This is a genomic window from Plesiomonas sp. ISS29, from assembly GCF_056522795.1.
On sequence record NZ_JAWRZQ010000001.1, the window covers coordinates 2,135,467 to 2,160,620 of the forward strand.

The 25,154-nt window shown below is 40.0% G+C and carries 18 protein-coding genes and 1 pseudogene; 13 read left to right on the top strand and 6 right to left on the bottom strand.

The window, feature by feature from the left end; all coding sequences use genetic code 11:
• The first annotated feature begins 36 nt into the window (after positions 1-36).
• A complete protein-coding gene (locus AC1HDJ_RS09670; RefSeq protein ID WP_479535450.1) occupies positions 37-4,728 on the top strand; it encodes a dermonecrotic toxin domain-containing protein in 4,692 nt (1,563 codons plus the stop codon).
• Between the two features lie 138 nt (positions 4,729-4,866).
• Positions 4,867-6,042 (top strand): ribosomal protein uL16 3-hydroxylase, encoded by a 1,176-nt coding sequence (locus AC1HDJ_RS09675; protein WP_479535452.1) that lies wholly within the window; start codon positions 4,867-4,869, stop codon positions 6,040-6,042.
• 102 nt (positions 6,043-6,144) lie between these two features.
• Here AC1HDJ_RS09675 and ppiC read toward each other — a convergent pair whose 3' ends face one another.
• Positions 6,145-6,426 (bottom strand): peptidylprolyl isomerase PpiC, encoded by a 282-nt coding sequence (gene ppiC, locus AC1HDJ_RS09680; protein ID WP_479535454.1) that lies wholly within the window; start codon positions 6,424-6,426, stop codon positions 6,145-6,147.
• 344 nt (positions 6,427-6,770) lie between these two features.
• On the opposite strand from ppiC, the gene pfkB reads away from it, so the two are divergent.
• Positions 6,771-7,706, top strand: a complete 936-nt coding sequence (gene pfkB, locus AC1HDJ_RS09685) for a 1-phosphofructokinase (protein ID WP_479535456.1) — start codon at positions 6,771-6,773, stop codon at positions 7,704-7,706.
• Positions 7,707-7,876: 170 nt separating this feature from the next.
• Here pfkB and AC1HDJ_RS09690 read toward each other — a convergent pair whose 3' ends face one another.
• Complete coding sequence (locus tag AC1HDJ_RS09690; protein WP_479535458.1) at positions 7,877-9,877, bottom strand: DUF2813 domain-containing protein; 2,001 nt, start codon at positions 9,875-9,877, stop codon at positions 7,877-7,879.
• Between the two features lie 218 nt (positions 9,878-10,095).
• On the opposite strand from AC1HDJ_RS09690, the gene AC1HDJ_RS09695 reads away from it, so the two are divergent.
• The 3 genes from AC1HDJ_RS09695 to hcr all read left to right on the top strand — a co-directional run bounded on the left by AC1HDJ_RS09695 (position 10,096) and on the right by hcr (position 13,961).
• On the top strand, positions 10,096-10,995 hold the full coding sequence (locus tag AC1HDJ_RS09695; protein WP_479535460.1) for a LysO family transporter: 900 nt from the start codon (positions 10,096-10,098) through the stop codon (positions 10,993-10,995).
• A gap of 119 nt (positions 10,996-11,114) precedes the next feature.
• Entirely contained in the window at positions 11,115-12,770 is a 1,656-nt protein-coding gene (hcp, locus tag AC1HDJ_RS09700) for a hydroxylamine reductase (protein ID WP_479535463.1), read from the top strand.
• Between the two features lie 114 nt (positions 12,771-12,884).
• Positions 12,885-13,961 carry an NADH oxidoreductase gene (hcr, locus tag AC1HDJ_RS09705; protein WP_479535465.1) on the top strand — a complete coding sequence of 359 codons (1,077 nt, stop codon included), beginning with the start codon at positions 12,885-12,887 and terminating at the stop codon, positions 13,959-13,961.
• A 279-nt stretch (positions 13,962-14,240) separates the two neighbouring features.
• Here hcr and kch read toward each other — a convergent pair.
• Positions 14,241-15,485, bottom strand: a pseudogene (kch, locus tag AC1HDJ_RS09710) (voltage-gated potassium channel protein); the annotation flags it as partial.
• 133 nt (positions 15,486-15,618) lie between these two features.
• Entirely contained in the window at positions 15,619-16,083 is a 465-nt protein-coding gene (locus tag AC1HDJ_RS09715; protein ID WP_479535467.1) for a hypothetical protein, read from the bottom strand.
• Positions 16,084-16,465: 382 nt separating this feature from the next.
• Between AC1HDJ_RS09715 and AC1HDJ_RS09720 the strand changes: the two genes are divergently transcribed.
• From AC1HDJ_RS09720 to AC1HDJ_RS09740, 5 genes are all read left to right on the top strand, one after another.
• Entirely contained in the window at positions 16,466-16,819 is a 354-nt protein-coding gene (locus AC1HDJ_RS09720) for a monooxygenase family protein (protein ID WP_479535469.1), read from the top strand.
• A gap of 167 nt (positions 16,820-16,986) precedes the next feature.
• On the top strand, positions 16,987-17,172 hold the full coding sequence (locus AC1HDJ_RS09725; protein WP_479535471.1) for a hypothetical protein: 186 nt from the start codon (positions 16,987-16,989) through the stop codon (positions 17,170-17,172).
• 234 nt (positions 17,173-17,406) lie between these two features.
• Complete coding sequence (locus tag AC1HDJ_RS09730; protein ID WP_479535473.1) at positions 17,407-17,604, top strand: hypothetical protein; 198 nt, start codon at positions 17,407-17,409, stop codon at positions 17,602-17,604.
• 210 nt (positions 17,605-17,814) lie between these two features.
• Positions 17,815-18,072 carry a hypothetical protein gene (locus tag AC1HDJ_RS09735; protein ID WP_479535475.1) on the top strand — a complete coding sequence of 86 codons (258 nt, stop codon included), beginning with the start codon at positions 17,815-17,817 and terminating at the stop codon, positions 18,070-18,072.
• Positions 18,073-18,319: 247 nt separating this feature from the next.
• Positions 18,320-18,994, top strand: coding sequence for a YfdX family protein (locus AC1HDJ_RS09740; protein WP_479535477.1), 675 nt, complete (start codon positions 18,320-18,322; stop codon positions 18,992-18,994).
• 84 nt (positions 18,995-19,078) lie between these two features.
• On the opposite strand, the gene nadA is transcribed toward AC1HDJ_RS09740, so the two are convergent.
• Together nadA and AC1HDJ_RS09750 are read right to left on the bottom strand one after the other, a co-directional pair.
• Entirely contained in the window at positions 19,079-20,119 is a 1,041-nt protein-coding gene (gene nadA, locus AC1HDJ_RS09745; protein ID WP_479535479.1) for a quinolinate synthase NadA, read from the bottom strand.
• Between the two features lie 151 nt (positions 20,120-20,270).
• Positions 20,271-21,893 (bottom strand): zinc ribbon domain-containing protein, encoded by a 1,623-nt coding sequence (locus AC1HDJ_RS09750; RefSeq protein WP_479535481.1) that lies wholly within the window; start codon positions 21,891-21,893, stop codon positions 20,271-20,273.
• Positions 21,894-22,608: 715 nt separating this feature from the next.
• Between AC1HDJ_RS09750 and sbcB the strand changes: the two genes are divergently transcribed.
• Both sbcB and rarD read left to right on the top strand, forming a co-directional pair.
• Entirely contained in the window at positions 22,609-24,036 is a 1,428-nt protein-coding gene (gene sbcB, locus AC1HDJ_RS09755) for an exodeoxyribonuclease I (protein WP_479537082.1), read from the top strand.
• A gap of 111 nt (positions 24,037-24,147) precedes the next feature.
• On the top strand, positions 24,148-25,080 hold the full coding sequence (gene rarD / locus AC1HDJ_RS09760; RefSeq protein WP_479535483.1) for an EamA family transporter RarD: 933 nt from the start codon (positions 24,148-24,150) through the stop codon (positions 25,078-25,080).
• Positions 25,081-25,154 lie beyond the last annotated feature (74 nt).

Sequence of the window (25,154 nt, forward strand, 5' to 3'; positions counted from 1 at the left end):
TAAAAATAATGTCTTTATCAAAAACAGGATGTTTTTATGACTGGCATATTAGGAATAACTTATTCTAGAAACTTACCAACACAAATCACCGATTCTTCTGATCCAAAAAACAATGAGGATTTCTTTAATGCTATTGATTATATCGAAATAGATGATGTATGGTTTGACGCTCTTGACGATATTTCTCTAACAGCATATTCCGAAGTAGAAAAAGCAGAAAAATTCATTCCATTCACGGAGGATTGTCGCCGCTGTGTCAAACAGCTTATTATGATGTTTGGCGACATAAAGAGAAATGAGCTTATATTTTCTACACTATCAAAAGTACTCCCAGGCATTCCTACTGAAATTATTATATTAGCCAATAGTTTATACACAGCAATCACAGAGAGAAGAAACATTGATACTGCTTTATTACACTCACTAGGATTAGCATCCACACATCTTCTTTCAGACGGAAATTCAATTTCCAAACTTGCTCACTTCATTAGAGAAACAATGCTTGACTACACTGGTTATTCATACCTAAATCAGCATCAAGAACAAAATGAAAATAACCCACTCGGATACCTGTTTACTGCACTAGCTATGCTAGCTATAACAACAAAATATTGGATGAAAAATGAAGGTTCTCCGCAACGAAGTTTACTTCAGGCTCCTGCATTCATAGGTAATTTATTTATTCGCGTCAATAGCTACTGGAATTCACTTGGGTATATCGCTAAAAATGCCAAAATAGATCCCACATCAGAATTACAGGGCACAGCATTTGAAGTTGACACCACAATAAAAACCATTATAAATGATAAAAATATCAACCCAGACTATTCATGCAATAACATAAGTTTCCCCACCCACACATTAGATGACATCATTGAAAAACCAACCGTCGCTATATTTTCATCAAACTCCACTACAAATAAACACCTCATTACAAAAGCAACTGTACAGAATAAGGTAGCCATTAAAAAAACAGATATTTACAATGCAGCTGATAAGTTACACAATCTAGCAATTGAAAATCTAAAATATAATAGTGGCATATCGACACTACTCTATTGCAACACACACAAAACAGAAACAACGCAAAATAACAATGCAATAAAAACCACACATACATATATAAACACACAGTGTGATGCAATATATCATCCTTGTGCAAACTTAAATTCATTACAAGAAAAAAATATAGCTGCTCGACTTGAAAAAAGATCATTCTCAGACATTTCAAAACAGCCTGTACATACTAGAACTTATGAATATAGCAAAGACTTTTCTATTCCTTTAATGACACTATCAATGTTGACAGAAGCAACCATTTTACGTGAAAAATCAAAACATTATACGCTTCTTAGCCCCACTTTCATTTCACTATTTGGAATTGCTGATTTTATCTCGTCTTTGCTACCTGTAGCAAAAGCTATACCATCACTATCAGCACCCACAGCATTCACTTACTCTGAGCACTCCCCTACGAAGGTCATTAATACAAAAAAAAATGCTCCTATTTCAAAATTATCTCTACTACAACAATCAATTGAAACACTATATCCATCAATACGAGGTACTGCTCGCACGCTATTACAAAAGGAAATTAAGAGTCAATGTGGTTTAGATCTTAATCCAGATCAGGTATATCTACATCGTTTTAATTTTGGCACTAGCTCTGAGCACTCAATTACTGGCTGGGCTCACAGCGGAAAACCTCTTGAATCAAAAACACTCACTCAATGTGTCATCGATAATTTTAGTAGTCATCACTGGGTAGATCCAAGTAGCATAGACATGTTGTCGGCAATTTACAATCAAACAGCACAACATGTATTTAATGAAAATGACCTACCGTTGAATATCAAACCAGATACACTCGCTCTTATTATATGGCGTATGGATTTTTTTAATAAATACTGCAACATATTAGAAGAGTATTGGTTAAAATATAATGAAGCTCATAAAATAACTTATCTATCCGCTATCATTGCATCTCTAAACACAGAGAAATTCAACATTGGAACATATGCTTCCAATATGGTACTGCGTGCCTTTAATTTACCAGGCACAAGCATAAGCCATCAAGTTAAAACATATCTTTTTGATATTAACAATTATTTATCTACAGATATGTTAGTTATAATTTCGGAATATAATGAAAACGTAGTCCTGTACATGCCGAGATCAACGAATAAGTTTAACTTCTTTGATAATATAAGTAATTTATTAGATTGGATTATTGAAAAATGCAAAACATCATCCGGTCTTCAAGAGATATCATCATACTTTTCTATCGAAAATAGAATGGATGGCCCTACTCTTTTTGGAAAACGGGGAGTTGACCGATGGTTAATTGAAATAAGTAAATATAAAAATTATATTTTTTTGAATCGAAATGAAATAACTTCCCAACTGATATACACACTAACTAGCAATCAGAAAGAACGGCGTATTAATGATGCAGACAAACTAATAAAATCTGATAGTGAAGTAATCAGAGATGAGTGGATTGATGGATTATCCGCATTAGATCAAATATTCCCAAACCCAGTTACTATGATTACCGAGTTTGGTTTGCATATTGAAAAAGCAAAAAGTGCAGACAGTGTAAATGAACGCAATGCTGCAACCAATATGATCTCTAATGATATCATTCAATTTTTAATTATGTCTGCAACCACTGCTATTGATATACAGCTATCACCAACTATACTTGACGATTTTCTCATTAAAGCCACAGAAACTGAAGCTAAAACAACCACATTAGAATTAGAAAATAGGCCCATAAAAGAAAATGACATTAAATCACTTAGCTTGGATGATTTCAAAAGTTTTTTAGAAGAAGATATACATAGCATTACATCTGTAAGCTTTACAAAACAAGAAAAAAATTTGCTGGAAAAGCTCTCAATATCAACATCAGAGAGAAATATTTACATTCCTCAGTTAACCCCCACTCCACTTAATACAATAAAAACCTATAACATTCGCATTGGGAGCATAGGCCATCCAACCTATCAGTGTGTTCGTATAAATGGCAAATTCATTCCAATACGATGGCATAACTCTCCACGAGTCAATTTCTTAGAAATTTATGACATTAAAAAAATCAGAAAGATTGGATATCCAGTATATACAGACAACCACAATCAATTAAGATTTGGTTTCGTTTCTACCCACTTAGGCAATAAAATAAAACCTATAATGTCGCATCAACTTAAAATATCAATAGAGCATGCTAAATTAGAGAAAATAATAAAAATACCAAACGTTAAACCTATAAACTCAAGAGGTATTATACAGTCAAATAATAGAGAGAGATTTATAAACTTCAAAGGGCATTATATTCGTATAACTCCCCACAAAAAATTCAATTCTATTTACATACTTGGATCACAAGAAGATAATCAAGTAATGTGCCGTTATAAAAAGAGTTCGCATGAGTTTTTTCTAACGAATGAGCATAGGGAAATAACGATTCACCAAAATAAATATAAGAATAAACATCGCCGAAAACATGGTGATAAGTCAACTGATAACCTATCACTCGACAGCTTATCATCAGATTATTTTGATTCAGAATCCTCACAGTTATCACATATAGATGCCTCAATAAACATCCCACCACAACAGGCAGAACCACTATATAACCAACAAAAAAACGCTTGGTTACGCTGGCAATCCTCACTTTCTCAGTCACCGCCCTTACTCGCTGAGGATAGTGACTTTATTAGTCTAGAGTCTCAGAGTAATATAGGCGTAATCAACTACAACTTTCCAAATCGACCAGCAAAAAGCTTTAGAGGCGAATGGGATATACCATTAATAACAAAAGAGCAAGTTCAGGAGAAATTACATGCAGAACTCAATGATGACTTTGGGATAAATAATTTCTCCATTATTGACTATAATAACGCTATCAGCTCAGAAAACACTAAAATAAAAAAATTAATTAATAATATATCAAACTCAGCAATTCATATAAAAAAAGTATCTATGGATTTAATTAAATCATTTTCAAATATAACAAAACGTGAAGAAATCAAACGAAACCTATGTATTTTATTACAAACAAATGATGAAGTAATAATCAATCAATCCATGAATTTCATAGAAGGGGCAATTAGAAAAATAGACGATTTAATAACCGAAAGTTTAAATAAAAACAAAAATAACATCTACATCTACGCAGCGAAAAATCCCAAAGAAATAATAGAATCGAACAATGTGTACAATACACACGCATTTACCTTTGTTGAAGATAAAGATCGAAACATCTACTTTAACGCCGATGCAAAAATAAACACATTCAACATGGAAAATGGGCTAAGAAAATTGATAGAAACAAAGGACTGGGCATATATTACAGAAGGAAACTACCACACTATCACCTTTTTACATGAATTAACGCACCAAGCTATTAATACCCAAGACTATATTTATGCTATCAATGAAAGAGGAAATTGGGAGTATGCATCAGCAGAGGAAGCAATAAATCAGTTTAAAAAACAAGCATGGGAAGGAAAAATTGAAGATGACTTTTACTTAGATATCATAGGAAAGCAACCTCAATTCCGTGGAACCCCATTCAGGGTATTGACCGCAGAAGAAAAAAAAATTGCTTGTAGTATTTTACAGATTGACCCTATGTTAACCATTAATATGCTTCTAAATAATGCTGATAATTTGGCAATTATTATCAATGATCTGTATACCACACTGAACTCTGTAGACTGAAAGTAAGATCATAACACCCTCGCTAACGTTGCCTGCATATTTTCTCTTTTACACAAGATAAAATATGTAGGAATACCGAGATAGAGCCGCAAAGAACACGTATAATGCGCGCAAACTCTATTGAGGATATCCTGCGCTATGCCGTACCAACTGAACATTGATTGGCCCGCTTTTATGGCCACTTACTGGCAGAAAAAACCTGTCATCCTCCGCGGTGCATTCACCGATTTTATTGACCCGATGTCTGCTGATGAATTAGCCGGTATTGCCACCGAGCCTGAGGCCGACAGCCGTATTGTTAGCTTCAAAAATCAGCAGTGGAATGCGCAGCATGGCCCATTCGAGAGCTATGATCACCTCGGGGAAACGCACTGGTCACTACTGGTTCAATCGGTAAATCATTGGCATCCGTTGGCGGCAAAATTGATCACCCCGTTTCGGGTGCTACCGAACTGGCGTCTTGATGATTTGATGGTTTCCTTCTCTACCCCGCACGGTGGTGTTGGCCCGCACATTGATCAGTATGGCGTGTTTATTATTCAGGGTTCAGGCCTGCGCCGCTGGCGTGTCGGTGATAAACTGCCGCTGCAACAACACTGCCCGCATCCAAGCCTGCTGCATGTTGAAAAATTTGAACCGATTATTGATGAAGAGCTAAACCCCGGCGACATTCTGTACATTCCACCAGGATTCCCGCACGATGGTGACTCTATTGAAACCTCGATGAGTTTCTCTGTTGGATACCGCGCGCCTGATCAGCGCGATCTGATCAGCAGCTTTGCTGACCATGTATTGGCGCACGATCTGGGTAACCGCCGTTATGATGATCCTGATCTTGCCCTAACCAGCACGCCGGGTGAAATTACCGTTGCCGAAACGGATAAAATCCACCGGATGATGCTCGATTTACTCAGCGATAAAGCCCACTTCAACAACTGGTTTGGCAACTTTATCAGCCAATCTCGCCACGAGCTTGATCTGGTTGAAGCGGAACCAGAATTTACGCCTGATGATCTGTATGAGATGTTGCAAAGTGGCCTGACGCTGCAACGCTTGGGCGGTTTACGTGCGTTTTATCTCGGTGAGCGTTGCTTTATTAACGGTGAAGAGTTACTGCTGCCAAAAGGCTCTGAAGAAACACGCCGGGTACTCTGCGATCTTGAATCTTTTAGTGCCGATGAGCTAGGTGAGCATCTGAATAACGCTACTTTTATGACTCTACTGACTGAATTAGTCAATACCGGCTACTGGTATTTTGAAGATATTTCAGGGGAAGAGTTTGATGACAGCGAATTTGATGAAGATGATGAATAACCGCTGATTACTGCTTCATTTGATAATAACTAGCCGCATTTCAAACATGCTATTAAAACATGCCGTAGTATTTTTGCTACGGCATATCTAAATATTAATTCACTAATTGCGGTACAACACTTTTATCAGATGAAAACCAAATTGTGTTTTTACCGGCCCCATCACTTCCAATAATGGCGCAGAAAACACCACCTGATCAAAAGCACGCACCATTTGCCCTTTACTGAACTCACCTAAATCGCCCCCCTGCTTTCCTGAAGGGCAAGTTGAAAACTGACGCGCCAGCTTTCCGAAATCAGCTCCTGCCGCCAATTTCTGCTTGAGCATGATGCACTCTTTCTCGGTTTTCACTAAAATATGTACCGCTGAGGCCTTATTTGCCATGTTTATCTTACCTACTCTGTTTTCCATATCCCAAAAAGTATAATCGCTCTAGTATGTGAATACCCGTTTTACTACAACTAAAAACGCACTATTCTTGTGAAAATTATTCTAAAAATGCATAACAAATCTGCTATGATCTGCTCGTTTCATTACTCTGACTGCGTTCCGTGTTGAAATGTTCTGCGTCTTGAGAATAATCAGCTAGTGCTGATTCGCTTCAGCTTGTACAATCATAGCGTATAAACGATTAACGGCATTATATTGAGCTGAGTTATTGATTGCTGATTATCAGCGGCAGCCCTGTCGTCGTTGTCACTGATTTTTATTTTTAGGAGTCATCGCTGATGCAGCGTGTGATTGCAGTAACCTTGAATCCGGCGATTGATTTAACCGGTAACATTGATGAATTACATCCGGGTGAACTCAATCTGGTCAATGATTTTAGCCGCCACTGTGCGGGTAAAGGGATTAACGTTGCCAGCATTTTAGCCGATTTAGGTGCCGATGTTACCGTAAGCGGTTTTATGGGCGACAACAACCAGATGGGTTTTGAAAACCTATTTGAGCAAAAAGGCCTGAAAGATCAGTTTTTACGGGTCAATGGCCGTACGCGGGTAAATATCAAGCTGGCAGAAGAGAATGCCCGCATGACTGAAATTAACTTTCCCGGATTTCATGTTGATACTGCCCTGCAGCAGCGTTTGTTCGATCAATTACGCCATCAAGCGTCACCGGAAACGCTGTTCATTCTCAGTGGCAGCTTACCGCGCGGTGTCGAACCTTGGTTTTATGCTGAGCTAATCCGTGCTTTACGGGCAAAAGGCGCGACGGTCTATTTTGACTCAAGCTCTACGGCGCTGACTGAAGGCATTAAAGCTGGGCCGCACTTAATTAAACCCAATTTACACGAGCTATCACACTGGTGTGGTGAAGAGATTACCACGCTTGAACAGGCCCTGCCACATGCGCACCGTTTACTCAGTTTTGGCGTTGATACGGTGGTGATATCGGCCAGTTCACAAGGGGCAATTGCTGTACAAAAAAATGACGGTTGCCGCAGTATTCCACCGGAAATAAATGTCGTTTCTGAAGTGGGTGCAGGTGATACGCTGGTAGCAGGATTAGCATGGTCAGCTATTAAAGGCTGGGATATGGCACAAGGGCTACGCTTTGCGACCGCACTGGCCAGCTGGACAGTGGCCGATCATGGTGTGCATGTTCCATCAATGGAAGCGCTAGATTATATGCTCAACGGTACACAAGTCACCCCGTTATCTTGATCTTTTCCGGCCGCTTTTCTGGCCGGATCTCTGGCGACATTTATTGATTTATCACTCGGTCAAACATAGCCAGATATCGAGTGCCGTATCAGGCACTCGATAATGCAGCCTTTATTAATACATAACCAACCAGCGAATAAAAACCTAATATATAATTATCTAATACCAATCTACCCTGCCCGCCCGCGAGCTAGCCATACCACCTTTGAAAACATCTGACGCAACAACTTCGGTATGGATTCTGTTCCCATTCGCTCGGCCTCTTCGACGATTGCCAACGCCATATCCGGTTTAGATGTTCGGTGAATGGCTTTATCAATAACCCGCCGCGGCGAAAGGGGTACATTTTCAGGCAGACGGGCAACTTGATAATAGACATGTGCAAAACCGGCATGAAATAGATACAGCTCCATATCAGCAACCGGTAAGAATGTCAGGTTTTCACGCTCTGAACTTGTCAGATTGTTACCTATACTATTCTCTCTGCGGTTTAATGTGCTGTTATTTGCCGGATAAGTAGTGAACTGATTGCGCGACGAAGGTGTATGCAAAAAACTGCGCACGGTTGCCGCATATTTTTTACCAGCATCATCACCGTCGGTCAGTACATGCCACTCAATGCCCATTGCATTGGCAAATTTGATCAAAGGTTTCAAGCCGCACTGCGCAAACTCAATAATTTTGATCCCTTCTGATTGCAAATGATAACCGGCCAATCGCGCCAGTTCAGTCAGCAACCAGACCTCTGTTTCCCCTTCAACCAGTAACCAACAACGTGCAAACAGTGATGATGCGCGGTTTAAGCGGATGTGAAATGCAATCCGTCGGCTATCTTCGCGGCTGAGCATTGAGGGTAAAATACGGTAGGCTGATACCCGACTTGAGTGTCGGACCAAACGGCAGACGCGGTCTACCGGTACATACGATAGCAGCTCACCTGAGTTAGTTGTCGTCAGCCGTTGTAGCGGTAACTCCGAGAGCAGCCCCCATGCTACCGAGAGCATAATCGGGTGCAAACGGGTTTCCGGATCTTCCACAATTAATAGCGGTTTAGCGTTCGGGTCGAGTGATTCAATGCCTTTGGCATGCAAAATACTGGCAAACATCCCCAAAAGTAGCAGGCGGATATTGCGGTTCTCAGGGCGCTGTGCCAAACCGCGCAAAATATCGAGTGATTGCCATGAGTTGTGCAGGGTCAAATCTGGGCTTCTTCGCCGTCTGGCCACTGTCGGTGATGTGCTGTGCTCGGTAAAATAGTGATCAAGTAGCTGGCGGGCAGCATCTAGCCCTTCACGGATCTCTTTGTTGGTAATGCGCTGTGGGTTATCTTGCAAATTGTGGGTTAGTTTATCCGACAGGCTTTTGTAAATGTGCTGTGAGAGCTCACCCGATATATCCAAGGGTGCTGTGATGTGCTCTGCATCCCCCATAATGTTGTCTGTTTGTTGGTCTGTTTGAAACGCTGCTGCGGAGTCATTTTCATTTTTATTTGCGTTAATGACCTCAGTCTGCAGTGTTTTAGATGCGACAAAATCAGTCTGCATCTGCCGTGATCGCCGCTGCAAAAGATAGCGACGCGCCCTATCATAGCGCGACAGTGGTCTAGAGTTCTGCTTATCTGTACGCTCATGTGTATTGACTAGAGCAGGCTCAGGTTGGGCTTTTTGGTTACGCACTAACCGCGCATCACGCAGACGCAATACTGGATGCAACCGGATCAGCCGGTGGATCAGCGGCTCAATGTTGCCAAGATGAAGAGGCCGCCCCTGTTCATCAATAAAGTTACGCCATGTGGACACCGAGCCATCATCACACCACTCACCTTCTAGCCGAAAATACAGGCGCTGTAATTTATCGCTGCGCAGATTAACCCATGCGGCCTGAAAAGGCGCATAGTGCGCCTGCTGCCAGTGCCCTGATGTCAGCTCACGAAAGGTAAAAACAATGTGCAGATGCCGCTCTGTTGCCTGCTCCTCACCCGGAGGATGATAAAAATCACTCGCTTTAAAACGGTACAACGTGTCTGCCGGGGCTAACAGCAAACTTAACGCATCCAATAAGCTTGATTTCCCCCAGGCATTTTCACCGATTAAAACGGTGTTCTCATCCAGCAAAAGTGACAAGCGGTTAATACCACGAAATCCAACGATTTCAATGCGTTCGAGAAACATCACTCATCCTCGTGAAGGCGTTATCTTGTAAGAGAGTTACTCTTCAATTGCACGCGGTCAAGTAATTTACATCTGCGGTTGGTTTCACTTCACAATATTGGCAGTCTCTTTTTTTATTTTACGGATACGTTATCTCAGACACATTTCTTTACAGCCTTATAGCTTTGCGATAGCGTGTCAGTATCCCCCTGTCGCTCTGCTGGTTTTGAGGAAAAATAATGTACTCCGGCCTGTTAATTGTGATTATTCCGCTGCTTATTGGTTACCTATTTCCGCTTCGCCAACCTTCACTCACTCCGTGGATTAGTAAATTATGTGGCTGGATGGTTTATGTCATTTTAGGTTTAATGGGGATCACACTCTCTTATTTAGATAACCTTTCTGCAAATTTGCAGCACATCGCCCTAAATGCACTGATTTTTTTTGCCTGTATCAGCGTGTTAAATCTGCTTGCTTTATATTTGGTGGATAAGTGCTGGCCATGGCCTATCACGTTACATCAACAGGAATTGCCTTCACGCCTAAAAATGGCGGCTGATTCACTGCAATTACTGGGCGTTGTATTTGTTGGGTTTGCCGTAGGCTGGGTAACACAACCTTGGTCTGTACATGCGGGAAAAGCCAGTGAATATGCGCTGATTTTTTTGCTGTGGTTAATTGGTATTCAGTTGCGTAACAGCAATATGCCGCTGCGGCAAATTTTGCTTAACCGCCGTGGAATGCTGATTGCCGTGGTGGTATTGCTCAGCTCCCTGCTCGGCGGGCTGATTGCAGCATTACTGTTAGGGCTGCCACTCAATAAAGGGCTAGCCATTGCATCAGGGTTCGGCTGGTATTCCCTTTCCGGTATTATGCTGACCGATGCACTCGGGCCGGTGCTTGGCAGCGCAGCATTTTTCAATGATTTACTCCGTGAATTGGTGGCAATTATGATTATTCCACTGCTAGTACGCCGCTATAGTATGTCGGCGGTAGGTATTGGTGGTGCAACGGCGATGGATTTTACGCTGCCAGTGATCCAAAAATCAGGCAGCGTGCAGCTTGTACCCGCAGCGATTGTCAGCGGCTTTATTCTCAGCCTCAGTGCACCGGTCTTTATGGCACTGTTTGCGCTCTGATTATTGATCTGCATCAAGACAGAATGAAATCGCATTAAGTTGCATTTGAAATGCTTGTTTATGAGTTCTATGATGAATTTATAACAAGCATATAAAATATAACTTAATGCGAGGCTTCAATGTATTGTGTTCAATGTGAGCAAACTATTCGTACTCCTGTCGGTAACGGCTGTTCTTACGCACAAGGTATGTGTGGTAAAACCTCTGAAACCTCTGACTTGCAAGATCTACTGGTTGCAGTACTTGAAGGGTTGTCGGCATGGGCTGTAACGGCACGTAGCTATGCCATTATTGATGCTGATGTAGATGCATTCGTTCCAAAAGCATTTTTCGCAACACTGACCAACGTTAACTTTGATTCTGCCCGCATTGTTGAGTATATCCAGCAGGCTATTACTTTGCGTGAAGCGCTAGCCACACAGTGTCGATTACACAATGCCGAGGCACATGTTGCCCTTCCGGTTGCTCATATCCAACTTTCTGATTTGGCAATTCCTGCACTTACCATGCAAGCGGCTGAATATGCGCTGAATAAAGATAAAGCTGAAATTGGTGATGATATTCACGGCCTGCGTATGCTTTGTTTGTATGGCCTCAAAGGTGCAGCGGCTTATTTAGAGCATGCCCGCGTTTTAGAGCAGCAACGTGCCGATGTTTATGCTCAATTCCACGGTTTTATGGCTTGGCTGGGTACTAACCCGAGTGATATGCAAGCCCTGCTCGATAATGCTATGGCTATCGGTTTGATGAACTTTGATGTTATGGCAATGCTTGATACCGGTGAAACCGGTTTATACGGCAACCCTGTACCAACAAGTGTCAATGTGCGTGCGGTAAAAGGCAAAGCAATTTTAATTTCGGGACATGATCTTAAAGACCTCAAAGCGCTGTTAGAGCAAACCGAAGGTACAGGGATTAATATCTACACTAACGGAGAGATGCTGCCTGCTCACGGTTATCCTGAGCTGAAAAAATACTCACATCTGGTCGGTAACTACGGCAGTGCATGGCAAAATCAGCAAGAGGAGTTTGCTCGCTTCCCGGGCCCAGTAGTGATGACATCTAACTGCATTATTGACCCGAATGTTGGCAATTATGCCAACCGAATCTGGACACGCAGCATTGTTGGCTGGCCAAATGTAAAACATCTTGAAGGTGAAGATTTCTCTGCGGTGATTGCCCAAGCGCAGGAAATGGCGGGTTTCTCGCATACCGAAATCGATGAGATGATCACTGTAGGCTTTGGCCGCGAAACGCTGCTCGGTGCTGCGGATACCGTTATTGATATGGTGGCAAACAAGCAACTGCGCCACGTATTTTTGGTTGGCGGATGTGATGGCAGCCGTGGTGAGCGCCACTATTTTACCGATTTTGCCCGTGAGATCCCTGATGATTGCTTAATCATGACGCTGGCTTGTGGTAAGTATCGCTTTAATAAATTTGATTTTGGTACAATTGGTGCTTTGCCACGTTTGCTTGATGTCGGTCAGTGTAATGATGCTTATTCAGCCATTATGTTGGCGGTTAATTTAGCAGAAAAACTCAATTGTGGTATTAATGATTTACCGTTAACGCTGGTACTTTCTTGGTTTGAACAAAAAGCGATTGTTATTTTATTAACATTGCTAGCTCTGGGTGTGAAAGATATTTATACCGGCCCGACTGCACCTGCATTTTTAACTGATAATGTACTTTCAATATTAAATGAAAAATTTGGGATGCGCTCTATTACTACTGTAGCTGAAGATATGAAGTCTATTTTATCCCCTGCATAAGTTTTAGCCCCCTGTAATAAATATAAGCACATTCTTTTTTGTATGTGCTTATTCCTTCCATATTATCGCTATCATTTATTCAGTTTTATTATTCATATTACAGTGAGTATCACTATGATGACTGCCGCTACCCTTTGCCACAATGCAATGTATGTTCATGCTTTACATCAAGAAACCGCGGATGTTTTCACGCTGACATTACGCCCAGCCAAGCCTTATCTCTATTTGGCTGGCCAGTATGCATTTGTGAATATCGGTAATAATCAGCCTAAAAACAGACCAGACAATAATAGTATTATACGCGCATATACAATCTCTTCATCACCAGATGTTAGTGAATATATCAACATTACTGTGCGACAAATTCCCAATGGAGTTGGGTCTCAGTGGTTAACAACACAGATTAAGGCTGGCGATACATTGTGGTTAAGTGATGCTCAGGGTGATTTTACCTGTGCTACGCATGCTAATAATAAACAATATCTGATGCTTGCTGCCGGTTGCGGTATAACTCCGATCATGTCTATGACACGCTGGTTAATGCATCAGCGTAAAAATACGCATGTCACTGTTATTTATAATGCACACAGTATTGACGATGTTATTTTCGCCCAAGAGTGGCAACAACTTGCAGCATTGTACCCGAAAACATTATCTTTACATATTATGGCAAAGCAGCCGGATTACCCTGCACCACTCAATGGTCGGTTATCATTTGATATGTTAAAGCAGCTTGTGCCAAATATAGAAAAACATACCGTGATGAGTTGCGGGCCTGAGCTTTATATGGAATTGTGTAAAACAGTGACAGAGCAACTCGGTATTAAACAAGGTGAGTTCTATCAGGAATCATTTTTTAATACTAAAGACGATAATCTTGCAGCAGAAAACTGTACTACAATAGAAAAAATCGTGACCGATACTGTCGATACAACAGCAAAATTACATATTCGCGGGCTACAGCGGGATATCCATGTTCCGGTAGGCACAACATTGCTGGCCGCGCTAGAGCAGCATAATGTCCCTGTTTTTGCGGCCTGCCGTGCTGGTGTATGCGGCTCATGCAAGGTTCAAGTTATCAGTGGTAACACCACATCATCCAGCCAGATGACGCTAAGCGCAGAAGAGATCACTTCCGGTTATGTATTAGCATGCAGTTGTACTATTAAAGCTGATCTTGAATTAGCCTAATGGTTCTTAGTATAGCTATTGATTATTGATTATTGATTATTGATTATCTGTAAAAAGATATTGGTGTAAACAGTGCTATCTCATCACACTGCTTACACCTTTACCGTATACGGTATACCGTATACGGCAACCTAACTTAAACAATCTGACACTCACCTATATTTATATATTTATAATTCCCCATGTGCATTACTTATTGTTATCATTTTGATTTTTTCCTGCATCACTACTAGAACTCTTATTTCCGGTAATTCCTTGTGCATTATCACCGTTTTTATTTTCACTACTTCCTTCTGAGGACGTTGCCTTCACGGCATCATCTTCACTGATAATTCCATGCGCTGAATTTAATAGCATCGAGATCAGTAAGCTATTATCAATTTGTTCACCATTCAATATTCTGGCTAAAATCTCGCTGCCAAAAAGTTGTGGCGACAAAATAACATCAGGCTGAACTTTCTTTACTTTATTTATATTTTTACTGTCACTTACAGACAACACAGTTTTCACATCTTTATTCACGTCTTTAGCTGATAAGATCACAAAAGCATTATCGGCATCATTATCACTTAATGCCAAAATAGCCTTACAGCTATCTAATCCTGCTTTTTTTAGCACTGCACTATCATTGCTATCACCAGAGATAATATCAAATGTGCCCTCTAACCGCTGTTGAAACTGAGCCAGTTCATCTTCAGGACGATTGGTGATAATAGTCACCTCTTGACCACGCTGATGTAACTGCTGAATTGTATTAATCGCCAAAATAGAGTGGCCACAAATAATAAAGTGATCTTTTCTTTTCACTCTTCGATGATTCCCTTTAATTAGATTATTAATGCCACCACTGATCAATGGACCAAAGATTGATGTCATTGATGTTGCAAAAACTGTAATTCCCGCAACAATAACAGACACTGTAAATAATCTTGCAGACTCAGAAATAGGTACAATATCACCGTACCCTACTGTCGTCATAGTTTCAATTGAAAAATAGAATGATGTCATTAAGCTTTCTATTTTTGGATTAAAACCATCGCCAAAATACAATGCTCCATATGTTGAATAAAATAGGAGTGATGAGAAGCTGATTAATGCAAAAATCCCCCCTGCTGTTGTACTGCTACGTGAGAAGTCTTTTTTTAACAATGCTAGAATAAGTATCGATGCAACGCAAAACCAAATACTGAATTGCAGATAAGGGTAGAAATGAGCTGTATAGATAAGTGTTATGAGTAATAGGATAATACTCATTGCCCATGCTAACCGGGCTCTAAACAGTAAGCCAAAGAAATTCAATACAAGAAAGACACCAAGCATGAACCATGGAGCATTAGCCAACAATGAAAGCTCTAACCCTGAAAAACTTTTGATATTGAATATATCAAACAGATCAATTGGCATTCGATAAATTGTTTTAAAAATAAGCAACCCATTCAGCAAAACAGCAACAGCCCCAATATCGTGTCGGATACTTAGCCATATCTGTGTCACTTTCTGCCTAAACCCTGCAAAATAACTCAAGTGCTCACCTTTTTAGATACTACTCAATCAGTGTTCCTTCTTGGTAAAGATAATAACGCCAAAAGATAAACCATGCCATTTTTTCATATAGATTTTAGCTAAAATGAGGATCATGTGAGATAGAACTATGAAGTTACATTTTATCTAATTCATTATAACGCATGGGATTATGCTGATAAATACCTCGTTCAAACTCCACCATACCGATTCCAGCAATCCCTAAATGGACATCCCCGCTATTATGGTCAATAACTAAATAGCTAGAACGGTAATTTTTAGAGAGTTGATCATATACATCGGGTAACTTTTTTATTTCAAAAGGAAGTTTACGGGCATTGAGCACAGGAATATTATTTTCAAACTTTGGAAAAGTACGACGCGCTGGTTTATTTTGTTTTCGCTCAAATATTATTGGTTTATTGTTCAACAGAAGAGATGCAAAAGCTCTCTGACCTTCATATTTAAAAGAGGAAACATCATTTTCATTATCTATGTTTTCATCAGCCGAACACTCTACTCCGAATGCTGATTCAGCACTATAGTCACATCCAGTCAGTATTAAAACTAACAAAACCATAGCTATCCGAAGCACTCTCATTACACTCACATCCTTGTGAATCATCAAATAATACAGCTACATCACCCAGGAAAATATCAGGTCTTATTTCCACCTTTTTATTTTGCAATAAAAAAACAGAGGTGAATATATGAATGGTGGGATAAAAATGGGATACTGATCCAAGATAATGACACAATTAGGTCAACTAACTGATTCATTACTAAAAAACCATCACCATTAAATTTCCAGCATGTTTTTATAAAAAACATAGGGATCTCCCCTTTTTCTGAAAACTCAGACATTATATATCAATCAATGTTAACATAACTAACACAAACATACTCTATAATACATTTTATTACATACACTCGTATCACAATTCACTACATAATCAATATCCATACATTTAGGAAATACCACTATGCAAGATATTTACTCCGCCACGTTCATCTTTCAAAAGAAAGAGTATGATGATGAGTTTTACACCCTCGATAATATGATCGCTGAAATGGCAAAAAAAACTGTTGGTTACTTAGGTGATGAAAGTTATACACACCCTGAATCTGGTCAATTGATTAACATTTATTACTGGGAAGGAAAAGAAGGTTTAGATACGCTAATTCATAATAGTATACATAAAGAAGCAAAACAAAAACATGATAAGTGGCTTGATGGCTATCAGGTGATTATTGCAAAAATTGAAGCTGCCTATAATGATGGAAAACTTGAACATCCGTTAAAAAAAATCTCTGTTCAACATCAGCATAATAAATAAATAAATAGATACTCTCTTGCCAGTGTTGAAAAATTTATAATTGTCATGGAAACACACTGTAATGTATGATATATATTTGCAATAAGTGGAACATACATCCCATTGTATAAAATGAGTATGGCAAACATGCTACAATAATAAATTGTTAAACCGAGGTTGAAACAACTATGCTACATAAAAATAAAGGTGAGATTACACTTTCAACAATGGCACTCATTTGGGTACTGTTTCTTGGTGCGGCATTATCAACAAATCTGACATCAAACAACCATCGTCCAACATGGGTGACGTTTGCTTTTCTTGGTAATGTTGTTGCGACATCGCTTTTAGCTTCATGGTCAAGAGAAGACTAATTACACGGTACAAGCATAGCAAAAACCCTATTACTACCCACTTGTAATAGGGTTAACTGCTAAATGTATCAGTATTAGCTCTGTTTTATCCTCGCTATTTTTTATTTTACTCTTCCCCTCTGTTCAATACCTCACATTCATGGCATAACACACATTGTTAACACTTTGTACTGTATCAGTAACGAGAACTACACCTCTTCACTTCACACAGCCTTGTTTGCAGGAATGAACAATATGGATGCTCATAAAAATACTATTGAAATCAATACTAAAGTCGGGGGCGGCATGATAGCCCTGATCTGGATTCTGTTTATTGGTGCGGCACTCACTAATAATTTAACCCTAAGTTCCCGCCCAGAATGGTTATCATGGTTTTATCTTGCTAATGTCGTGATCACGGCTGTGTTGGCACTCTTCATGCGAAAAGATTAAGTCTACAGGCATACGGTAAAGAATTTAAATACGTGCTGTAAAAAGTCGTTACCGTTATGTGTATTCATACACAAGATCACAGTCGCGCTGCTTGGATGCTTAGGTTAATCTATTTCTAGGCACTAATTCTATTTTTATGATGTTCTTTTGCCTTCTAGCATAATGGTATTAAATACTGTTATAAGATATTACGTTGCGATAGGAGTTAATATGAGTTCAGATTGCATTATAAAAATAGCTCATAATTCAGTGAAGCAACTTGAGCATATTCAACGTTTACTCTCTGAATCAGGCATAAGTGAGCAAGAACAAACATCACTTATTCAGCAAGCAAATACCGTTTTATCACTCTGGCAGGCTGTTGATACCGACGTGGCTTTTTCTGACAACCCCGAACTTATTCATTTTGCAGAACAAATTCGACAACATCAAAAAAACTTAAAGTTAGATAAGGTAAGAAATAGATAATAAAATATCATTATGATAACTACGTAAAATTTAAAGAGAGACTATTTTAAGTGTAACATCTCTCTTTGTAGTCTAATTTAAAATCACATTATTGAATCGATTAATCCTGAAACATTCAAGCACACTTTGTGACTACAAATATCAACTATTTTGTATACGCTAGACTCATAATGTTATTACACCTGACATTAGATATGTCATATTTACGCTCTTAAAAGTCTTATTTATTATTATGTAGGGAATGAAAATGAAAAAGATTCTATCTGCAGTTGCACTATCTGTTGCTATTTTCTCTACCGGTGCGATGGCCGCCGAACAGCCCGCTACACAAACTGTTAGCCAGCAACAACAAAAAGATGTATTGCAAGTGGCTCAACAAGGTTTCTCAGCTATGATGAATGTGCAACGAGCTAGAGCTGCACTGTTTAATGGCCAACCGGCAGAAGCACAAAAATTAGTGCTAAAAGCAAAAGCAGAACTGGCTAATGACAGCATTGACTGGACGAAATTTATTAAAGTTGGTAAAACTGCGCCACTGGCAGGTGATAATTATGTTATCGTAAATGCATCAATGTCTGTTGCCGAAGATTTTGTACCAACACCGATCAAACAAAAGGCTATCAGTACTGCAAATGAAAAAATCAAAGCAGGCGATCGTAAAGGCGCACTAGATACATTACGTTTAGCAGGTATTGGTATTGTAGAAAACCAAGCGCTCATGCCATTAAAACAAACTCAGCAGCATGTTAATAAAGCTATTGAATTAATGAAAGAAGGCAAATATTACGAAGCAAATCTGGCACTAAAAGGTGCTGAAGATGGTATTATTATCGATTCAGAAAGCCTAATTGGTACGCCTGTTACTACATCACACGCTGCACCAGCAGTAACAAGCACGACATTAACACCTGCAACAAAATAACTGAAGTTGAATTCTTCGAGTATTATCTTATTTTAGCCCGTAGAAATACTGCGGGCTACTGTAAATATATTTTATATCATCGAATTACATTAATGATGCCGCAAATTCAAGCATACGGTTTAACGGTAGTAATGCTTTTTGTCGAACAGTTTCATCAATATGAATTTCGTGAGGAGCAGGGTCATCTTTCAATGCCGAATAAATGGCCTGTAAGCCATTCATCGCCATCCACGGGCAATGCGCACAGCTTTTGCACGTTGCTCCCTCGCCTGCTGTCGGTGCAGCAAATATTTGCTTATCCGGACAAGCCTGCTGCATTTTATAAAAAATCCCTCGGTCAGTTGCCACAATTAATGTTGATTGTGGCAATGTTTGGGCCGCTTTAATCAACTGGCTGGTTGAGCCGACAGCATCCGCTAATGCCACTACAGACTCAGGTGACTCAGGGTGTACCAACACCGCGGCATCGGGGTACAGTGCCTTCATTTGTTTAAGTGCTTGCGCTTTAAACTCATCATGTACAATACACTCACCTTGCCAGCACAATACATCCGCACCGGTTTGTTTTTGCACATAATGGCCAAGATGACGATCAGGTGCCCAGATAATTTTCTCACCAAGGCTGTCTAAATGATCAATTAATTCAACCGCGATACTTGATGTCACCACCCAATCAGCCCGCGCTTTTACTGCCGCAGACGTATTGGCGTACACAACTACTGCCCGATCTGGATGAGCATCACAAAATGCGGAAAACTCAGCTTCGGGGCAGCCTAAATCAAGTGAACATTCAGCCTCAAGTGTCGGCATCAACACCTGTTTTTCAGGGCTAAGGATTTTCGCCGATTCGCCCATAAAGCGTACACCTGCAACAATCAGCGTTGATGCTGAATGTGCCCGGCCAAATTTTGCCATCTCTAAAGAGTCAGCTACACATCCCCCTGTCTCTTCGGCAAGCGCCTGAATTTCAGGATCAGTGTAGTAATGCGCAACCAGCACGGCATTTTTCTCTTTTAACAGACCCTTTATTTGTTCACGGTAGAACTGCTTTTGTTGTTCCGTCAGTGGTTCAGGTTTTGCGGGGAAAGGATATGCCGATAGGCTGACATCAAAAATCTGGCTCATTGTATAGCGCCTCTACGCTTCAAGAGATACCGGTAGAGGCATTTTGCTACATTCAGTTACACAAGTACATAAAGGAATAAGCCCCTATCACTCATGTGGTGGGGCACTCATGTGGTGGGGCAGTGATTACTATCAGATAAGGGGTTCAGGGTTAGGCTATTTTTTTAAACGCACGAGTCACTACATTACCTTTATTACTTTTTTTAGATTCTAACTGCTGTTTCAGTTCCGCAACATTAATACTTAAATCTTTTATTGTTTGTTCATGTTTTTCAGTCTTAGCAAGATTTTCTTCATACTGACTTTTTAAATCGGAAAACATTTTTTCAGCTTGTCCTAATTTGTTGCTAGTCGATGCAATAGAGTTAACATAGTCGGTATACTTAAGTTGATAATCAGAATTATTTTTAGCAACCAACTCTTTATATTTTGTCATCTTTTCTTTTAACACCACTACATAATCTTTATATTTTTGCAGCTCTGAATTCAATTTTCCATTCTGAATATTCAATTTACTAAAATCATCTTTTAATGTTTCAAAACCAGCTGATTTACTCTGTAAATCAGGCAGATCCGTATCGAGAATAACCTTATTAGCCTCAATTAAATCAATTTTATTAGTTTCAAGATCTTCTTTTAATGATTTAATTTTATTTAACAAGCCACTCTCCCTATCTTTAGCCAAAACAACAAGCCCACTTAGATTTGCTCTTTCTTGAGTCAATGCATCTTTATCTTTTTTTCTTTCACCTTCTAATAACTCAATCTTATTTAACAAAGTCTCATTATCAAACCGCAGTGAATTTATAACACCATCTTGCTCTTCTAACTGCCCACTCCCATTATTATTTACATTTAATTTAGGTAATTTAGATGCCATCACAGAATAATAATAGTCAAAAAATCCGCTTTCAAGGTAAGCTTTTGATGAATATACCTGACCAGTGTTATGGTTATAGCTGTGCTCACACAAACCAACCAACTCCGGTTTTATACAAATACTTTTTTCTAGCTGACCATGCTCGCCATTACCATTAATAACCGGCATGGAAAGTTTGAATAAAAAGTCACCATCATCACCATTAGTTAAGGATAACAAAGCCCCATTATCAGAAAAAACTCTAGCGAGAAACTGCAAATTCACAGCCTCTTTTATTTCATTGTCACCCTTAAAGAAAGCAACCGCATCCTTACTCCTTTTTTCTACTCCTCGAATGAACTTAAGATTTTTAATACCCAATTTATATTCAGCTGCACGTTTATTATTTGTATTTTTAGAACAAAAAGCACGACGAACCCGCTCAAAAATACATCTGAAAAAACCATGTTTTGCTATTATTTTAGCTAAAGGCTTTTCATTGAAAACCTTATTAACAACCTCAGCATTCATAGGTGAAGAAACAATCTGCGCTTGAAATAAGATGGGATTACTTGGGATTGTGCTAGTTAGACTACTTTCTACATTAGTATTTTCACTCTGTACACTAGAAAGTAAAGTAGTCTGTTCATTTAATGCAACGTCACTAATTACCACTTTACTTACTGAAGATAATGATGCACCTCTATTCAATGTGACTGCACTAACTGCCTTACTACTTAATGACGGCAGTGAAGCACTCCTAGATCTTAATTGTAGTACTGAGCCGTCACTATTATTACTGTCTTTCTTTAACTTTCTTGGCATAGGAGTCCCTGATGGTATAGGCTCTCTACCTAAATCTAAATGATCTGGATTTAATGACATTGACGAAGAACTCAGATTTTTAACTAGCATATATAAGCATCCTTACTAAATAATGAATTTAACTATTTATCTAATTAAATCATGTAAATTAGAACTTCCTAAGAAACTTGCCAGCCTCTTTTTTTACTTTATCCACGGACCGCTGAACCTCTTTTTCCACACTATTACCTATCTCTTTTAGACTCTTTGGTTCTCCCGTATCACCAGAAACAAAGCTCGACGAAACCTTACTTAGTATACTTCCTGGTTTAGATGTAGATGCAGTAGAGTTTTGTAAGTCTGTTGTTGACGTGCTTGTTCCTACTAGATACTCGTACTCGATGTTCCACTAGAAGTATTTATATCCATAATCTGCGCCTCCAAGATAATAATTAATTAGGCAATAGAGAACATAATTAAAATTGAAAAATAAAAGCTCACTCATACTCTACACTCGTAGTATCACTTGTCTGATACCAATGACTCCATCATGTTAATACTGTATTTGAGCATAAGTAAAACAACCGAGTTAAAATAAAATAGAAATAAAATTATGCATAACAGAGATATAATATTCATTTACAGGTACTTTACGGTATATTTAAATCTTAAGCATACACACAAAAATATTCGTACACTTTTGTTATTTATTCCGCCAATAGATACGATTCTTTGCTAAAATCCGGCATATATTGACTGTGGCCTTGATACATCGCTTTCAACGTTAGCGCAGGCTGCTCTGGAGCATTAACAAAAAGCCGGTATTCTGATGACATCTTCAACCGAAAATACGTTTTACTTTTATGATTTTGAAACGTGGGGCACGCACCCTGCACTCGATCGCCCTTCACAGTTTGCCGGTGTACGTACAGACAGTGATTTTAATGTCATAGACGAACCATTGGTGATCTATTGCCAGCCGACTGATGACTATTTACCACAACCTGAAGCTGTCATGATCACCGGTATTACGCCGCAACTTGCGGCAAAAAAAGGGGTGTGCGAGGCCGAGTTTGCCCACCAAATCCACCAGCAATTTAGTGTGCCGAACACCTGTATTGTGGGCTATAACAATATCCGATTTGATGATGAAGTCACCCGCAATATTTTTTACCGCAATTTTATTGATCCGTATGCCTACAGTTGGCAAAACCATAACTCACGTTGGGATTTACTGGATGTGGTGCGTGCTTGTTATGCACTGCGCCCTGAGGGTATTGAATGGCCTGAGGGTGATGATGGCTTACCCAGCTTTAAACTTGAACGTTTAACACGCGCTAATGGTATCGAACACACACAGGCACACGATGCGATGTCTGATGTATATGCCACGATTGCCATAGCAAAACGCTTAAAACAGGCACAGCCTAAGCTGTTTGACTATTTTTTGACTCATCGCCACAAGCGCAAAATCTCAGCGCTACTCGATCTAGTGAATATGTCACCGTTAGTGCATGTTTCCGGTATGTTCGGCGCATGGCGCGGCAATACCAGCTGGATAGCCCCGATAGCGTGGCATCCGCATAACCAAAATGCAGTAATTGTGGTTGATCTGGCCGGAGATATTACCCCGCTGCTCACTGAAAGCGCTGATGTATTACGCGAAAAACTGTACACCCCTACTGCAGAGCTGGCTGTCGGTGAAAGCCGCCTTCCACTCAAACTGGTTCACATCAACAAGTGCCCAATTTTGGCTCCAGCAAAAACACTGTTGCCTGAAAATGCTGAGCGCTTAGGTATTAACCGTGAAACCTGTTTAGCTCACTTACAGCACCTGCGTGATACCCCTGAATTACGGGAAAAATTGGTTGCTATATTTGCACAAGAAAAAACGTATCCGGCACAAAATAATGTTGATGCGCAGCTGTATGACGGTTTTTTCTCTGATGCCGATAAAGCCGCTATGCGCATTATTCAGCAAACCAAACCTGAACAACTCGGTGAGTTAGATTTACAATTTACCGATAAACGAATTACACCGCTGCTGTTTCGCCACCGCGCACGCAACTATCCCCACACGTTAACAGCGGCTGAACAGCAACAATGGTTTACCCATAGGCATGAAGTGCTCACCGCTCAGGCCCCTGCATTTGTGCGCAGCTTAGAAGATTTGGCAAATTTTTATGATGATAATCCGGAAAAATTAGCATTGTTGAAAGCATTGTATGATTATGGGCAGCAGTTAATGTCGTAAAGATAAGGCTTTTTAGCGCCACGCTATTTGCGAATCGGCATTGAACATGAACATAAATAATTCGATAATTTACCTATAGGTGCGGTATTGCATAACAATACCGCAATATATATGCCTCTACTGTTTTCTGGCCCTTTTATTGCCGCCGCTGCATTTATTTTATGGGGGATAACCCCGATATTTTATCGGCTTATTCCCGGTGCGAATGCCCTTGAACTGCTCTCACAACGGTTAATCTGGTCGCTACCGCTGTTACTGCTTGCTCGCTGTTTTATGCAGAATAAAACTACATTTAAACAAGTATGGCAGGATAAAAAATCACTTCTTGGCTGTTTACTGGGTAGTTTAGTGATGTGCATATCATGGACAGCATTCACCTATGCCATCACCCATGATCAAGTGCTCTCAGCAAGCCTTGGATATTTTATTAACCCACTTTGCTCTATTGCACTGGGTGTTATATTTCTCAGTGATAAATTAACCCGCTATCAGCGCTGGGCTGTCATCTGCGCTATTATCGGTGTAGGTTACCAAGTCTGGCATTACGGCCAATTACCGTGGCTAGCAATACTGATGGGTTCAGCTTTTGCCGTATATGGCCTGATCCGTAAACACGTTAATTATGATTCAATCACCGCGCTCAGCGTGGAGACACTGTGCCTATTTCCTTTTGCGCTAGCCTACGCCGTATGGCTACTGGTCAGCGGTAACAGCGTACTGCTCGATGCCGATACACTCACCCGCGCAGGCTACATTCTCAGTGCTCCGGTCACATTGCTGCCACTACTACTGTTTGCATTGGCAGTAAAACGTACCTCTCTAACCATTGTCGGTTTGGTGCAGTATATCGAACCTTCTTTGCAGTTTTTACTCGCTGTACTTATTTTTGATGAGCCGTTTGATCGCGTTAAAGGCATCAGCTTTAGCTTCATCTGGCTTGGGCTAATACTGTGTGTCGGGGAAGTGATATATCAGCAGTACACGCAAAAACAGCGGTTAAAGCAGAGCAACCAAAAAGCTCGACCGGTCAATGCATCGCACTGATCAAGTCTCTGTGTTAATCCGGTAAATCACGCCGTAAATACAACACTCGCTCCAGCGTACATAACAAAAGAGCA

Bases quoted from the DNA above. Each gene is read 5' to 3' on its own strand.
- AC1HDJ_RS09670 (WP_479535450.1), top strand. From the start codon at position 37: ATGACTGGCATATTAGGAATAACTTATTCTAGAAACTTACCAACACAA.
- AC1HDJ_RS09675 (WP_479535452.1), top strand. From the start codon at position 4,867: ATGCCGTACCAACTGAACATTGATTGGCCCGCTTTTATGGCCACTTAC.
- ppiC (WP_479535454.1), bottom strand. From the start codon at position 6,426: ATGGCAAATAAGGCCTCAGCGGTACATATTTTAGTGAAAACCGAGAAA.
- pfkB (WP_479535456.1), top strand. From the start codon at position 6,771: ATGCAGCGTGTGATTGCAGTAACCTTGAATCCGGCGATTGATTTAACC.
- AC1HDJ_RS09690 (WP_479535458.1), bottom strand. From the start codon at position 9,877: ATGTTTCTCGAACGCATTGAAATCGTTGGATTTCGTGGTATTAACCGC.
- AC1HDJ_RS09695 (WP_479535460.1), top strand. From the start codon at position 10,096: ATGTACTCCGGCCTGTTAATTGTGATTATTCCGCTGCTTATTGGTTAC.
- hcp (WP_479535463.1), top strand. From the start codon at position 11,115: ATGTATTGTGTTCAATGTGAGCAAACTATTCGTACTCCTGTCGGTAAC.
- hcr (WP_479535465.1), top strand. From the start codon at position 12,885: ATGATGACTGCCGCTACCCTTTGCCACAATGCAATGTATGTTCATGCT.
- AC1HDJ_RS09715 (WP_479535467.1), bottom strand. From the start codon at position 16,083: ATGAGAGTGCTTCGGATAGCTATGGTTTTGTTAGTTTTAATACTGACT.
- AC1HDJ_RS09720 (WP_479535469.1), top strand. From the start codon at position 16,466: ATGCAAGATATTTACTCCGCCACGTTCATCTTTCAAAAGAAAGAGTAT.
- AC1HDJ_RS09725 (WP_479535471.1), top strand. From the start codon at position 16,987: ATGCTACATAAAAATAAAGGTGAGATTACACTTTCAACAATGGCACTC.
- AC1HDJ_RS09730 (WP_479535473.1), top strand. From the start codon at position 17,407: ATGGATGCTCATAAAAATACTATTGAAATCAATACTAAAGTCGGGGGC.
- AC1HDJ_RS09735 (WP_479535475.1), top strand. From the start codon at position 17,815: ATGAGTTCAGATTGCATTATAAAAATAGCTCATAATTCAGTGAAGCAA.
- AC1HDJ_RS09740 (WP_479535477.1), top strand. From the start codon at position 18,320: ATGAAAAAGATTCTATCTGCAGTTGCACTATCTGTTGCTATTTTCTCT.
- nadA (WP_479535479.1), bottom strand. From the start codon at position 20,119: ATGAGCCAGATTTTTGATGTCAGCCTATCGGCATATCCTTTCCCCGCA.
- AC1HDJ_RS09750 (WP_479535481.1), bottom strand. From the start codon at position 21,893: ATGCTAGTTAAAAATCTGAGTTCTTCGTCAATGTCATTAAATCCAGAT.
- rarD (WP_479535483.1), top strand. From the start codon at position 24,148: ATGCCTCTACTGTTTTCTGGCCCTTTTATTGCCGCCGCTGCATTTATT.